The 13,795-nt window shown below is 67.1% G+C and carries 15 protein-coding genes and 1 pseudogene; 10 read left to right on the top strand and 6 right to left on the bottom strand.

The genetic code is table 11. The annotated features are described in order from the left end of the window. Positions 1-5: 5 nt before the first annotated feature. Genes AC1D3B_RS19515 through AC1D3B_RS19490 form a run of 6 tightly spaced genes read left to right on the top strand, consistent with a single transcriptional unit; the run spans position 6 to position 6,709 of the window. Positions 6-1,655, top strand: a complete 1,650-nt coding sequence (locus tag AC1D3B_RS19515) for an acyl-CoA synthetase (RefSeq protein ID WP_478192311.1) — start codon at positions 6-8, stop codon at positions 1,653-1,655. 20 nt (positions 1,656-1,675) lie between these two features. Beyond that, positions 1,676-2,458: an SDR family NAD(P)-dependent oxidoreductase gene (locus AC1D3B_RS19510; protein ID WP_478192310.1), complete on the top strand. Its 783-nt coding sequence runs from the start codon at positions 1,676-1,678 to the stop codon at positions 2,456-2,458. Positions 2,459-2,478: 20 nt separating this feature from the next. Beyond that, on the top strand, positions 2,479-3,363 hold the full coding sequence (locus AC1D3B_RS19505; RefSeq protein ID WP_478192309.1) for a poly(R)-hydroxyalkanoic acid synthase subunit PhaE: 885 nt from the start codon (positions 2,479-2,481) through the stop codon (positions 3,361-3,363). After that, positions 3,360-4,478 carry a class III poly(R)-hydroxyalkanoic acid synthase subunit PhaC gene (gene phaC / locus AC1D3B_RS19500; RefSeq protein WP_478192308.1) on the top strand — a complete coding sequence of 373 codons (1,119 nt, stop codon included), beginning with the start codon at positions 3,360-3,362 and terminating at the stop codon, positions 4,476-4,478. Before AC1D3B_RS19505 ends, phaC begins: the two co-directional genes overlap by 4 nt. Further along, on the top strand, positions 4,479-5,681 hold the full coding sequence (locus tag AC1D3B_RS19495) for an acyl-CoA dehydrogenase family protein (protein WP_478192307.1): 1,203 nt from the start codon (positions 4,479-4,481) through the stop codon (positions 5,679-5,681). Positions 5,682-5,719: 38 nt separating this feature from the next. Continuing rightward, positions 5,720-6,709: a phosphotransferase family protein gene (locus tag AC1D3B_RS19490; protein ID WP_478192476.1), complete on the top strand. Its 990-nt coding sequence runs from the start codon at positions 5,720-5,722 to the stop codon at positions 6,707-6,709. Between the two features lie 424 nt (positions 6,710-7,133). Here AC1D3B_RS19490 and AC1D3B_RS19485 read toward each other — a convergent pair whose 3' ends face one another. Next, positions 7,134-7,340 (bottom strand): hypothetical protein, encoded by a 207-nt coding sequence (locus tag AC1D3B_RS19485; RefSeq protein WP_478192306.1) that lies wholly within the window; start codon positions 7,338-7,340, stop codon positions 7,134-7,136. Between the two features lie 72 nt (positions 7,341-7,412). Between AC1D3B_RS19485 and AC1D3B_RS19480 the strand changes: the two are divergent. The 3 genes and pseudogenes from AC1D3B_RS19480 to AC1D3B_RS19470 all read left to right on the top strand — a co-directional run. Further along, a pseudogene (locus AC1D3B_RS19480) lies at positions 7,413-7,499 on the top strand (hypothetical protein); the annotation flags it as partial. A gap of 78 nt (positions 7,500-7,577) precedes the next feature. Beyond that, positions 7,578-7,835 (top strand): hypothetical protein, encoded by a 258-nt coding sequence (locus tag AC1D3B_RS19475; RefSeq protein ID WP_478192482.1) that lies wholly within the window; start codon positions 7,578-7,580, stop codon positions 7,833-7,835. A gap of 20 nt (positions 7,836-7,855) precedes the next feature. Beyond that, positions 7,856-8,398, top strand: coding sequence for a TlpA family protein disulfide reductase (locus tag AC1D3B_RS19470; RefSeq protein WP_478192305.1), 543 nt, complete (start codon positions 7,856-7,858; stop codon positions 8,396-8,398). A 42-nt stretch (positions 8,399-8,440) separates the two neighbouring features. On the opposite strand, the gene AC1D3B_RS19465 is transcribed toward AC1D3B_RS19470, so the two are convergent. The 4 genes from AC1D3B_RS19465 to AC1D3B_RS19450 all read right to left on the bottom strand — a co-directional run bounded on the left by AC1D3B_RS19465 (position 8,441) and on the right by AC1D3B_RS19450 (position 12,056). Next, complete coding sequence (locus tag AC1D3B_RS19465) at positions 8,441-9,133, bottom strand: SMP-30/gluconolactonase/LRE family protein (protein WP_478192304.1); 693 nt, start codon at positions 9,131-9,133, stop codon at positions 8,441-8,443. A gap of 117 nt (positions 9,134-9,250) precedes the next feature. Further along, entirely contained in the window at positions 9,251-10,300 is a 1,050-nt protein-coding gene (locus AC1D3B_RS19460) for an amidohydrolase family protein (RefSeq protein ID WP_478192303.1), read from the bottom strand. Positions 10,301-10,328: 28 nt separating this feature from the next. Beyond that, positions 10,329-11,318 carry a tripartite tricarboxylate transporter substrate binding protein gene (locus AC1D3B_RS19455; protein WP_478192302.1) on the bottom strand — a complete coding sequence of 330 codons (990 nt, stop codon included), beginning with the start codon at positions 11,316-11,318 and terminating at the stop codon, positions 10,329-10,331. An 87-nt stretch (positions 11,319-11,405) separates the two neighbouring features. After that, on the bottom strand, positions 11,406-12,056 hold the full coding sequence (locus AC1D3B_RS19450; RefSeq protein WP_478192301.1) for a 4-carboxy-4-hydroxy-2-oxoadipate aldolase/oxaloacetate decarboxylase: 651 nt from the start codon (positions 12,054-12,056) through the stop codon (positions 11,406-11,408). Positions 12,057-12,151: 95 nt separating this feature from the next. Here AC1D3B_RS19450 and AC1D3B_RS19445 point away from each other — a divergent pair, with 95 nt between their 5' ends. Then, positions 12,152-13,090: a LysR family transcriptional regulator gene (locus tag AC1D3B_RS19445; RefSeq protein WP_478192300.1), complete on the top strand. Its 939-nt coding sequence runs from the start codon at positions 12,152-12,154 to the stop codon at positions 13,088-13,090. Here AC1D3B_RS19445 and AC1D3B_RS19440 read toward each other — a convergent pair. Further along, positions 13,029-13,787, bottom strand: coding sequence for an HAD-IA family hydrolase (locus tag AC1D3B_RS19440; RefSeq protein WP_478192299.1), 759 nt, complete (start codon positions 13,785-13,787; stop codon positions 13,029-13,031). The two genes, AC1D3B_RS19445 and AC1D3B_RS19440, sit on opposite strands and share 62 nt — an antisense overlap. Positions 13,788-13,795: the final 8 nt, after the last annotated feature.

Genomic DNA, 13,795 nt, shown 5'->3' with positions numbered 1-13,795 from the left:
AGGACGTGACCGCCGAATCGAAGGTCCGTGACGAAGAAGGCCTGCAGCGTCGCCAGGCCAACCATGTGCCGCTCTCGCCGCTGAGCTTTCTCGAGCGGGCCGCGAAGATCTACCCGGACAAGGTGGCGGTGGTCCATGACGACCGGCGCATCACCTACGCCGAGTTGTACCGGCGCTGCAAGCAACTGGCTTCGGCGCTGAGCCGGGCCGGCGTCGGCATCGGCGACACCGTGGCGATCATGGCGCCCAACGTGCCGGCCATGCTCGAAGCGCACTACGGCGTGCCGATGATCGGCGCGGTGCTCAACACGATCAACACGCGCCTCGACGGACCGGCCATCGGCTTCGGCCTGAAGCATGGCGCCGCCAAGGTGCTGATCGCGGACCGCGATCATGCGGACGTCGTACGCGCGGCGCTCAAGGAACTGGACGCGCCGCTGCTCGTGGTCGACATCGTCGACCCCGGAGGCAAGAACGGGCATCCGGATTCGATGACGGTCGGCAGGGTCGACTACGAAGCCTTCATCGCGGAGGGCGACCCCGATTTCGCATGGCAACTGCCGACGGACGAGTGGCAGTCGATCGCGCTGAACTACACCTCGGGCACCACCGGCGATCCCAAGGGCGTCATGTACCACCACCGCGGCGCCTACCTGAACGCGATGGGCAACGCCCTCGCCTTCGGCCTGACGCCCGACACCGCCTACCTGTGGACGCTGCCGATGTTCCACTGCAACGGCTGGACCTACACCTGGGCCGTGACATTGGTCGGCGGCACGCACGTCTGCCTGCGACAGGTCGAGCCGGCGCGCATCTTCGAGTTGATCGGCAGCGAACGCGTGACCCACTTCTGCGCCGCGCCCATCGTGCTGAACATGCTGATCCATTCGCCCGCAAAGCCCTCGGCGCGCTACGCCCACGTGGTCGAAGTGGCGACCGGTGGCGCCGCGCCGCCGAGCGCGGTGATCGAGCAGATGGAGCAACTGGGCTTCAAGGTCACGCACCTCTACGGTTTGACCGAGACCTACGGGCCCGCCACGCTGTGCGCGTGGCAGCACGACTGGGACGGGCTCGATCTCGGCGGCCGCGCGAGCAAGATGGCACGCCAGGGCGTGGCCATGCCGACGCAGCAGGAAGTGACTGTGCTCGATGCCGATACCGGAGAGCGCGTGCCGAGCGACGGCGCGACGGTCGGCGAGATCGCGATCCGCGGCAACACCGTGATGAAGGGCTACCTGCGCAATCCGCAGGGCACCAAGGAAGCCTTCAAGGACGGCTGGTTCCGCTCCGGCGACCTGGCCGTGATGCATCCGGACGGCTACATCGAGATCAAGGATCGCCTGAAGGACGTCATCATTTCCGGCGGCGAGAACATCTCTTCCCTCGAAGTCGAGGAAGTGCTCTACCGCCATCCGAAGGTGATGGAAGCCGCGGTGGTCGCCCGGCCCGACGAGAAATGGGGCGAGACGCCCTGCGCCTTCGTCGCGCTCAAGCCCGACGTCGACGAAGCGACGGCCGACGAGATCATCAAGTGGTGCCGCGCCAACCTGGCCACCTTCAAGTGCCCGAAGCACGTGGTGTTCGGCGAGCTGCCGAAGACCTCGACCGGCAAGATCCAGAAGTTCCTGCTGCGCGAGCAGGCCAAGTCCCTTTGAGCCCGGCCGGAGCAAGCACCATGGCGGAACGTATCGAAAGCATGTTCAGGGTCGATGGCCGGCGCGCGCTGGTGACCGGCGCGTCCAGCGGGCTCGGGCGCCGCTTCGCGCACACGCTGGCACAGGCGGGCGCCGAACTCATCGTCGTCGCGCGGCGCGCCGACAAGCTCGGCGGCCTGGTCGAGGAGATCGGCCAGCTCGGCGGCAAGTGCCTCGCGGTCAGCCTCGACGTGACGAGCGCGGCCAGCGTCAAGGCCTGCTTCGACGAGATCGAGCGCTCGGCCGGCGGGCCCGCCGACATCGTCGTCAACAACGCGGGCGTGACGGTCACCAAGCCGCTGCTGCAGCACACCGAGGAAGACTGGGATTCGGTGGTCGGCACCAACCTGAAGGGCGGCTGGATGGTCGCGCAGGAGGCGGCGCGCCGGCTGGTTGCCGCGAAGAGGGGCGGCAGCATCGTCAACATCGCCTCGATCCTGGGCGAGCGCGTGGCGGGCGGCGTTGCGCCCTACGCTGTGTCGAAGGCGGGGCTGGTGCAGGCGACCAAGGCGATGGCGCTCGAACTCTCGCGCTACGACATTCGCGTCAACGCGATTCTCCCGGGCTACGTCGTCACCGACCTGAACCGCGACTTCCTCGAGAGCGAGGCGGGCGAGAAGCTGCGCTCGCGCATTCCGACGCGCCGTTTCGGCCAGCTCGAGAACCTTGACGGCCCCCTGCTGCTGCTGGCGAGCGACGCCGGACGGCACATGACCGGCTCGGTGCTGGCGGTCGACGGCGGGCACCTGGTGAGTTCGCTGTGAGTCACGACAAGGAACCCACCATGGCCAGTGACAAGGACGATTTCAATGCGGCGTCGGCAATCGCAATGCTCCAGCAGTTGCTCGCATCGATGTTCCAGGGCTATCTTCAGTCGCTGATTGCGCACCCGAAGCCCGAGGAGGCCCTGAGCGCCTTTCAGGACCTGATGCAGGGTCAGTTGCAGAAGCTCGCCCAAGGGCTGTCCGGCACCGGTCAGGCGCTGGCTTCGGGCGGCACCTCGGCCGCCGGCTGGAACCTGATGGGCCAGCCGATGGCGATGTTCGGGCAGGCCGTGCAGCCGATGTCGCTCAACCTCGAACGCGCCTATGGCGGCCTGGCCGACGCCTTCGGGCTCGCCTCGTCGCGCGATCTTCAGACGGCACTGCGCGCGCAGGCGACGGCGACGCTCGCCAAGCAGCAGGCGCAGTCGGAATACCTGAGCCTGATCGTCGCGGCGCTCGCCAAGGGCAGCGAGGGAACGATGTCGCGCCTCGCCGACATGGGCCGGAAGGGAGAAAGCGTCGACACTTTGCTGGGCCTGGTGCGGGTCTGGAGTCGCGCGGCCGACGAGGCGATGCATGCGGCCATGCAGTCGCCGAAGGCGCTGGAGGCGGCGGCGAAGCTGGTGCGTGCCTCGACGCAATCGCGCCAACAGCAGCACCGCATCGTCGCCCTCGCGAGCGAGGCGCTCAACGTGCCGACGCGCGCCGAGGTCGACGACGCCTACCGCGAGATCCAGGAACTCAAGCGCGAGATGCGACGCTTGCGCAAATCCATCGATGCCGCACCGGCGAATGCGCTGATCGAAGTGGCCCCACCGGCCCGGACCGCACCGCCGACTTCGCGCGCCGCCAAGCGCGCGCCTGCTGCAAAGCGCAAGACCAGCTCGAAGGTCACCGCACCATGACCGAATCGACCACCGCCCTGCCGGTCCGCATTACCCCCGAGTCGCTCCTGCGCGAGATGCAGCAGGTGAGCGAGAAGCTCACGCGCGGCAGCCAGCGCCTGTCGGCCTACACCGAGGATCAGTTGGCCATCGCCACCACGCCCAAGGACGAGGTCTGGCGGCAGGACATGGTGCGCCTCTACCGCTATCGACCGACCGTGGAGAAGCCCGCGCGCGTGCCGGTGCTGCTGGCGTATGCGCTGGTCGGGCGCTACCAGATGATCGACCTGGAGCCCGATCGCTCTTTCGTGCGCAAGCTGTTGGCCGAAGGGCTGGATGTGTATGTCATCGACTGGGGCCTGCCGACGCGCGCGCAGCGCTGGCTCACGATCGACGACTACGTATCGGGCTATCTCGACGACTGCGTCGACCTGATCCGCGAGCGGCACGGCGTCGACAAGATCAACCTGCTCGGGGTCTGCCAGGGCGGCGTGTTCGCCACCTGCTATGCGGCGTTGTTCCCGCAGAAGATCAGGAACCTGGTGCTCACCGTGACGCCGCTCGACTTTCATGGCGACGTGGACCATCCGGAGGCTGGCGCGGGCTACATGAACCTGTGGGCCCGCGCGATGAAGCCCGAGGACATCGACATGATGGTCGACACGATGGGCTCCGCGCCCGGCGCGATGGTCGGCTTCTCCTTCCTGATGATGAACCCCGTGGGCAACGCTACCAAGTACACCACCGAGCTGGTGGACATGCTCGACGACGAAGCGAAGATGCTCGGCTTCCTGCGCATGGAGCGCTGGATCGCCGACCGGCCCGGTCATCCCGGAGAGGTCATGCGCCAATGGTTCAAGGACCTCTACCAGGCCAACAAGCTGGTGAAGAGCGAACTGATGCTCGGCAATCGCCGTGTCGAGCTCGACCAGATCCGCATGCCGGTGCTGAACGTGTATGCGACGGGCGACGTGATCATCCCGGTGTCTTGCTCGCAGGGCATGGAGGATCGCTTCGGCACCGACGACTACAGCGAGTTGTCCGTGCCCGGCGGACACATCGGGACCTTCGTCGGGGGCAAGGCGCAGAAGGTGCTTGCGCCCTCCATCGCCAAGTGGCTGAGGGAGCGCAACTAGATGAGCCAGTTCAGCGGCAGTCCTGCACCGACGGAACGGAGCCTGCGCATCGCCGAGCGGGTGGAAGCCTTCGTCCGCGAAGTCGTGATCCCGTACGAGCGCGACCCACGCCGCACAAGCCATGGGCCGGACGAGGAACTCGTCCACGAGATGCGGGCCAAGGCGCGCGGGGCCGGCGTGCTCACGCCGCACATCCTGGCCGATGGCGGCCATCTGTCCCAACTCGAAACGGCGCTGGTGCTCAAGCGCAGCGGGCTTTCCCCGCTGGGCCCCGTCGCGGTGAACACGGCGGCGCCCGACGAAGGCAACATGTACCTGCTGGGCATGATCGGCACGCCGGCGCAGAAGAGCCGCTTCCTCGCGCCATTGGTCCGGGGCGACGCGCGATCGGCCTTCTTCATGACCGAGCCTGCGGAGGAAGGTGGCGCGGGCTCCGATCCGTCGATGCTGCAGACGGTTGCGAAGCGCGAGGGCGGCACATGGCGCATCGACGGGCGCAAGGCCTTCATCACCGGCGCCGAGGGTGCATCGGTCGGAATCGTCATGGCGCGCACCGGCAGCAGCGAAGCGGTCCGGGCGACGATGTTCCTGGTCGACCTGCCGAATCCCTCGATCCGCATCGCGCGGGTGCTGGACACGATCGACAGCTCGATGCCGGGCGGCCATGCGATCGTCGACATCAAGGGCCTCGAGGTCGGCGACGACCAGGTGCTGGGCGAGGTGGACGAAGGCTTTCGCTATGCGCAGATCCGGTTGTCGCCCGCGCGCCTGTCGCACTGCATGCGCTGGCACGGCGCGGCGACGCGCGCGCAGGAAATCGCCACCGCCTATGCCACGCGGCGCAAGGCTTTCGGCAAGCTGCTGATCGACCACGAGGGCGTGGGCTTCATGCTGGCCGACAACCTCATCGACCTGAAGCAGGCGGAACTCATGATCGACTGGTGTGCCACGGTGCTGGACACCGGTTCGCTGGGCACGAGCGAGAGCTCGATGACCAAGGTCGCGGTCGCCGACGCCCTCTTCAGGGTGGCCGACCGTTGCGTGCAGGTCATGGGGGGCAGCGGCGTCTCGCAGGACACGATCGTCGAGCAGGTGTTTCGCGAGGTCCGCGCCTTCCGCATCTACGACGGACCTACCGAGGTCCACAAGTGGTCGCTCGCCAAGAAGATCAAGCGTGACGCCCTCGGCGGGGGCAAGGCGTGAGCGGCGGCGACTGGGATGACGAACGCCTCGCCGACTGGATGAAGGCCCACGTGCCCGGCTTTGCCGGGCCGATCCAGGCCGAGCGCTTTGCCGGCGGGCAATCGAACCCGACCTACCAGCTCAAGACGCCCGGGCGCTCCTACGTCCTGCGCCGCAAGCCGTCGGGCGTGCTGCTCAAGGGTGCACATGCGGTCGAGCGCGAGGCACGCGTCATCGGCGCGCTGCGCAAAGTCGGGTTTCCGGTGCCGGAACTCCATGGCCTGTGCATGGACGATGCGGTCATCGGCAGCTGGTTCTACGTGATGGAGATGGTGCAAGGCCGGATCTTCTGGGACTCTGCGTTCTCGGTCCTGCCCGCTGCCGAGCGCGCCCCCTACTTCGATGCCATGAACGCGACGCTGGCGCGCCTGCATCAGGTCGACTTCCGGGCGATCGGGCTGGAGGACTACGGCCGCGTCGGCGGCTACGTGGAACGGCAGGTTCGCCGCTGGTCCACGCAGTACATCGAGGACGAGGCCGCAGGTCGCAACGCCGACATGGATCGACTGGTCGAGTGGCTCGCGCGAAGCGTGCCTGACGATGACGAGACGTCGATCGTGCATGGTGACTATCGCGTCGACAACCTCATCTACCACCCGACCGAGCCGAGGATCGTCGCGGTACTGGACTGGGAGCTGTCCACGCTGGGCCATCCGCTGGCCGACTTCGCCTACCACGCGATGATGTTCCGCATGCCGCCCGAGATCATCGGCGGCATCCTGGGCGTGGACCTCGCTGCCGCGGGCTTGCCGGACGAAGCGGCCTATGTCGAGGCCTACTGCCGGCGCACCGGCCGCGCCGGCTTGCCCACGCTGGACTTCTACGTCGCCTTCAACATGTTCCGCTTCGCCGCGATCCTGCACGGCATTCGCGGCCGCGTCATTCGCGGGACGGCGGCCAGTGCCGAGGCGACGGCGCTTTCATCGCATTTCGAGCGCGTGGCCGAACTTGCGTGGGAGCAAGCCATGAAGGCCGCGCCATCGGCGTGATCGGCTGCACTGACGCAGCAGGTACAGCTCGTTTGGGCCATTCGGGTGCGTTTCAGGACAGTTGCGGATGACAAGACGACGGCATTCATGGCAAGGTGGAGTGCCAACTCCAAGGAACACCTTCGATGCAACGCCGCCACTTTCTCCAGATGTCCGCCGCCGCGCCGCTGCTCGGCACGCTGGGTGCCGCCCTGCCCTCGCTGGCGGGCGCCGCACAGCTGCCGGCGGGCGACGACTGGCGCGCCTACGACGTGACCACCCAGATCGACCTCGGCGAACGCACCGCGCTTGGCCGCGTGTGGGTGCCGCTGCCGGCACGCCAACTCCTCGGCAGCAGCGGCGCGCCTTACCAGCGCCTGGTGGACACGCGCTTCGAAGCCCCCGGTGCCAGCCAGGCGAAGGTCGTGCGCGGGCCGGCGGACGCTCAGATGCTGATGGTCGAGTGGACTGACCCGAAGGTGCCGCAGCAGGTCACGCTGGTCAACCGCGTGGCGCTGCGCGACCGCGCCACCGACCTCGGCGGCACGTCGCACTCGGTCAATGCAAGCGCGGCCGAACTGAGCCCCTGGCTGCGCGCCACCGAACTCAAGCCGACCGACGGCATCGTGGCCGACACTGCGCGCAAGATCACGGCAGATGCCGGCGCGCGCACCGACATCGAGAAGGCGAAGGCGATCTACGAGCGCTGGCCCGCGCCTCGGGCGTGCCAGCGCGCGACGTTTACGGCGTGCGCGTGGACGACTCCGCGCACGGCTACAAGAGCATGGGCAAGAGCGGGGATATCTCGAAGGCGCAGCACTGCCGCGCCGAGTTCTATGCGCAAGGCTATGGCTGGGTGCCCGTGGATCCGGCCGATGTACGCAAGGTCATGCTCGAAGAGACCAAGGAAGGGCTGACTGCCAGCGACCCGCGCGTGCGCGCCGTGATTGCCATGCTTTTCGGCGCGTGGGAGATGAACTGGATGGGCTACAACCACGCCGATGACATGCGCCTGCCCGGTGCGCGCCAGCAGGGGCCGATCGGTTTCCTGATGTACCCCAACGGCGAGACTGCCAACGGTCGCCTGGACAGCCTGGACCCGGCCACCTTCCGCTACAGCATCGGGTCCAGGCGCGTCACGGCCTGAGGGTCGCGCGGCGCATGGTCATGCTGTACCGCCGCATGCTGCTGCTGCGCGGTGCTGCGGCAGCGGTGGCAGCTTCGGCCGGTGTCGTCGGCGCGCAGGCGCCGGTCGATGCCGACAACACCCTTGCGCCGTGGCGCCCCGCCAAGGCACCAAGGTTCGATGCGATCGACCTGCTCACGGGTCAGCGTCGCACACTGGCCGACTTCGCGGGGCACCCGCTGCTCGTGAACTTCTGGGCCAGCTGGTGCGGTCCCTGTCGCGTCGAGATGCCCTCGCTCAATGCGCTGACCGGTCGACTCGCCGCATCGCACGGCCTGAAGTTCGTCGCCATCAACCACGGGGAAATGCCTGAGCGCGTTCAGCACTTTCTGGCCGAAGTGCCGATCGCCGGTACCGTGCTGCTCGACCGGAGCCAGACGGTGTTCAAGGCATGGGGTGGACGGGGATTGCCTGCGACCTTCGTGTTCGATGCAGCGGGGAAGCCACGGGCCTGGGCCGAGGGGGAGAGGGATTGGGCGGCGCCTGCGCTCGTCACGGCGTTGCAAGGGGCCATCTCGCGCTGATGCGCGTCGAGTCGGCAGCGCTCTCGGCCTTTCCTGCCAGGCTCAGCAGCGGGCCAGGTCCTGGAAGTTGAGTTTCAGCCCGGGCCTCGGCCAGCGCATTCGTGCAACCCGGCCGGTGGACGACAACGTGACCCAGGCCGTGCGCATGTCGTCGCCGCCGAAACACAGGTTCGTGACCATCCTGTCGTCGACCTGGTGAAATTCATCGTTGCCGCCATCGGGGTCGATCGCCGTGATGCCCCCCCTGGACAGCGTTGCCACGCACACGCGGCCATCGCGCTCGACCTTGAGCGAATCGAAGCGCTGGTAGTTCGACGAACCGAAGACGTATCTGCCGCCGTTGGGCGACGGATACGGCAGCAGCCTGACCTGGCCCGGCGCGACGATCTCGTACGTCCATAGCCGGCCGGTTTCGGTCTCGGCCACGTACAGCGCGTCTTCGCGGGGCGAGAGCCCGACCCCGTTCGGGAAAAAGAAGGGGAAGATGACTTCGCGAACGCTGCTTCCGTCGGGAAGCGCGTAGTACACGCCGCCACGGTCGACCTCACGCGGCCGGCGCTTGCCGTTGCAGGTGAAGTAGAAGCCGCCGTGCCGGTCGAAAACCAGGTCGTTCGGACCGGCCAGCAGGTTGCCGTCGCACGAAGCGTAGAGCGTGTCCACCTGGCCGGTGCGGATGTCGACGCGCTGGATGCTCCCGCCCCGATAGTCGGCCGGCTGGCCTGCGGGCCGAAGCAAACCGCCTCCACGGGCCCACCGGGCCTTCGGGGAAGCGCAGGCCTTCGGCGACGATTTCATGCGCCGCGCTGGGGCCGGGAGGAGCTTCGGAAGAGAGTGCGTGCGAAGGCTGCATGTTCACCCGGGCATGGCTGTCGTCGCGGACAGTCCGACCTGCTCCAGCCGCGCATTCAGTCGCCCGTAGATGCGGCGCGCATTGCCTTCATAGATGTCGGAGCGCTCCTCGGCGGTCAGCGCGGCGGCTTCGACATAGCGGCGCGTGTCGTCGAAATGGAAGCCGGTTTCAGGGTCGATGCCCTGCACGGCCCCGATGATCTCCGATGCGAACACTACATTGCGGACCGGTATCACGCTGGTCAGCAGATCGACGCCCTTCTGGTGATAGACGCAGGTATCGAAGAACACGTTGTTCATCAGATGCTCCACCAGGGAGGGCTTCTTCAGATCCTGCGCCAGCCCGCGGTATCGGCCCCAGTGATAGGGAACCGCCCCGCCACCGTGTGGAATGACGAACTTCAGCGTCGGGAAGTCGCGAAACAGATCGCCCTCCACCAGCTGCATGAACGCCGACGTGTCGCCATTGAGATAGTGGGCGCCGGAGGTGTGGAAGGCGGGATTGCAGGATGCGCTGACGTGGATCATGGCAGGCACATCGAGTTCCACCATGGCCTCGTAGAGCGGATACCAGCTCCGGTCGGTGAGCGGAGGATCCCGCCAATGTCCGCCCGAGGGATCCGGGTTCAGGTTGCAGCCGATGAAGCCGAGCTGCTCCACGCAGCGGCGAAGTTCGCTCACACAGTTGCCGGCGGCAACGCCCGGCGACTGGGGCAGTTGGCAGACGCCCACGAAATGCCGAGGGAACATCTCGGAGATGCGATGGATGAGGTTGTTGCACACCTGCGACCAGACCTCGCCGGTCTTTGCGTCGCCGATGTGATGCGACATCCCCGCCGCCCGAGGCGAGAAGATCGTCAGGTCCACGCCACGGCCTTGCTGGATGCGGAGCTGGCCCGTCTCGATGCTCTCGCGCAGTTCGTCGTCGGTGATGCGCGGCGGCTTCAGCGCCGCGAGTTTCGCCGGGTCGTGGAAGAACGCCGCCTGCGACAGACGGAATTCCTCCAGGCGCCGCGGCGCGGTCGTGTAGTGGCCATGGCAGTCGATGATCATTCTGTGCCTTCGTCCTTTTTTGAGCGGGTCAGTTGAGCGTGATGTTGGCCTTGCGGATCAGCTCGCTCAGGCGTTCGGTCTCGTTGTGCACCAGCGTCTGGAACTGTTGGGGCGTGCCGTCGGGCGGAAGGTCCGAACCCAGTTCCTGCAGCCTGCGCGCGATCTCGGGTTGGCGCAGCACCGCGGAGATCTCCTTGTTGAGGTACTGCACCACGGTGTCGGGCGTCTTGCTCGGCGCCATCACGCCGTACCACAGGGAGATGTCGGCAAAGCCGATGCCCGCCTCCGCGAAGGTGGGGACCTCCGGCATGATCGACGAGCGCTTGGGTCCGCTGACCGCGAGGGCGCGTAGCAGGCCATTGCGGATATGCGGTGCAACGGCGATCAGCGAATCGGACGAGCTCACTATCAGACCGCCGATGACATCCATCGTGGCCGGCCCCGCGCCGCGGTAGGGGACATGGATGATCTTGGTTCCCTCCCGCTCGTTGAGCATCTCGACGACCAGGTGTGTCGGCGTGCCCGGACCGGCGCTCGAGAAGTTCACTTCGGCCGGATGCGCCTTGGCGTAGGCCAGAAGCTCCGACACCGATTTCACGTTCACCTTGGGATTGACGAACAGCGCCAGCGGCACCGCGGCCACCTGGATGACACCGCGCAGGTCGCGCTCGACCTCGTAGTTGAGCTTCATCAGCGACTTGTTCAGCGCCATCGAGATGTTGCCCATCAGCAAGGTGCAGCCGTCGGGCGCGGAGCGGGCCACGAACTCGTTGCCGATGCTGGTGGACGCGCCGCCCTTGTTGTCGACGATGACAGGAACGCCGATGCGCTGGGCGAGGGGGTCGCCGATGACGCGTGAGAGCACGTCGGTGGCGCCGCCCGGCGGGTTGGGAGCGACGATGTGGACTGCGCGGCAGTCGAGCGGGGCCGCAGCGGTCGCCAGCGAGGCAAGGCCGGCCGCAGCGGCCATCAGGAAGCCCTGCAACAGTCCGTGCCAGGGGAATTTGCACTTTGTCATCCGTGTCTCCAGTTCTGTTTTGATTTGGGATTCCGTCTTCGGAAGCCGCCTCTTCTTCTCTTCTTCGAAGGCGGCGCCAGGGCCCGTTCAGTCCATGCCGTAGGAGCGAAGCAGCGGGCCGAGATCGAGCAGCTCGACCGTGGTCTTGCCGCCGCGGAGCTTCTCGCGGAACTTTTCTTCCTTGTCCTCGCGGTTCTGGCAGGCCGTGATGACGTCGCCGACTTCTTCCGCGAGCACGACGACGACGCCGTCCCGGTCGCCGACCACCACGTCGCCGGGACGCACCACGATGCCGCCGAAGATCACCGGCACGCCGACCTGCCCCGGCTGGCGCTTGTTGGTGCCCTTGATCGAGATGCCGCGCGAGAACACGGGGAAGCCCAGCTCGATGATCGTGCGTGAGTCGCGCACCGAGCCATCGATCATGAGGCCGGCGGTGCCGCACTGCATGGCCGCGCAGGACATCACGTCGCCCCACGGTCCGGCCTCCACGAAGCCCTCGGCGTCGACCACCAGCACCTGGCCGGGCTGGAGCTTGGTCAGCGCGTAGTGCAGGGCCAGGTTGTCGCCGGGACGGCACTTGACGGTCAGCGCCGGCCCCGCCACGCGCATGCCCGGATCGATGGGCCGTATCGCGCCGTCGACAGCGCCTTTCTGGCCCTGCGCCTCGTGAATGGTGGCTGTGCCGAAGCGCAACAGCGCCTCCATCTGGGCGGAATTGGCAGCTTTGGAAGTCATGAGAGGAAGGGGTTGTTGTGAGAGCCTCGAAGGTTAGAAAGGCTTGAAGAAAAAGAAAAACTGATTTTTATGGGGGCTAAAAATAGAATCTGCCTATGGTGAACGCCACGCTGAACCAACTGAGAGCGTTTCTGGCCATCGTGCGCGGTGGCAGCTTCCAGTCCGCAGCCCAAGAGCTCCACTTGAGCCAGCCCAGCATCTCCCAGCGCGTGCGCGAGCTCGAGTCCGAACTGGGCGTGCGCCTGTTCGTGCGCAGAGGGCCCCGCATCTCGCTCACCGCCGAAGCCCATGCGCTCATGGTCTACGCCGAGCGCATGGTCGCGACGGCCCAGGAGATGGGCGAGCGTTTTCGCAGCCGCAACCCGCTCAGGGGTACGCTGCGCATCGGCATGAGCGAGAACTTCGCGCTCATCTCCCTGGGCGAGCTGCTGCGCCGGCTCGAACTGCGGTACCCGGCAATCAAGACCTTGCTGTTCATTGGCGATTCGGGCCAGCTGAGCCAGAAGCTCAATGCCTGCGAGCTGGACATCGGGATCGTTGCCGGGCCCAGCCTCGAGCCCCATGTGGCGCAGCAGCCCGCGGGCCACAGCCTGCTGGGCTGGTTCGCACACCCGGATTTCCGCCCGACACGCGATGTCCTGTCGCCGGCCGACCTGGCCCACCACCACCTGATGATCGCCCCGCCGGGCTCTCGCCAGCACGTCACGATCGGGCAGTGGTTTTCGCATGCGGGCGTGACGCCTTCGCGGATCAGCACCTGCAACAACGTGGGCGTCACGCTGTTGACCGTGCAATGCGGCGCCGCTGTCGGACTGCTGCCCCAGCGCGTGGTTCGAGACGAACTGGCCGCGGGAAAGGTGAGGCTCCTGCGCGTGTCGCCGGAGATCCCCGCCCATCCGATCTCGATCTGCTACCAGACCAGCGAAATGGGCGAAGGCTTGCTCGAGTTGGTGGAACTGCTCGGCGCCGTGATCAGCGATTTCGAGGTCTTTGCGGCGCGCCCTTCCGCCACGGTGCGTCGCAGCGTGCAGTGACGGACCCCCCTGGCATGGGCCGGCTGGCGAGCACGAAGTCCGCTACCTGCATCACCCCGGGAAAGATGCGCTGCGGCTTCGACTCGGCAATCGGCACGCCCGCGTTGTAGCCGTAGGGCACTGCCCAGGCGGCCACGCCGGCGTTGCGCGCCGCGTCCATGTCGGTGCTCGAATCGCCGACATGCGCGGCGCGGCACCTGTCGCCGTTCAGTGTCTCGATCACGTGGCGCAGCACGCTCGCGTGGGGCTTCTTGTGCGGCAAGGAGTCGCCGCCGACCACGAGCTCGAACAGGCCGTCGAGCCGCGTGGCCTCCAACACGCGGCGCGCGTGGCGCAGTTCCTTGTTGGTCACACAGGCGAGTCGCACGCCGGCCTCGCGCAGCCGGGTCAGCGCCTCGTGCGCGCCGGCGTAGGGGACACAGATGCTGCCGATCGTGGCGTTCAGGTCGTGCTCGAAGCGTTCCAGCACGACTTCGACACGCACCGTGTCCGCCAGCGCCGGCTGCTCGAGGAACAACCGTGCGAGCAGCTTGAGCATCAGCTGCCGGGCGCCGTCGCCAATGAGATGGGTGATCTCCGCCGTGGGCCGACGCGCCACGCCGTGCACGTCGAGCGAGAGATTCACCGCCTCCGCGATCTCGGCGGCGGTATCGACGAGCGTCCCGTCGAGATCGAAACTGACGATGTCGTAGTCCATGCCCCGGC

The sequence above is a fragment of the Variovorax sp. P5_A3 genome, assembly GCF_056400665.1.
The sequence above is the reverse complement of the archived record's forward strand: the minus strand, read 5'-3'. Positions and strand labels throughout refer to the sequence as shown.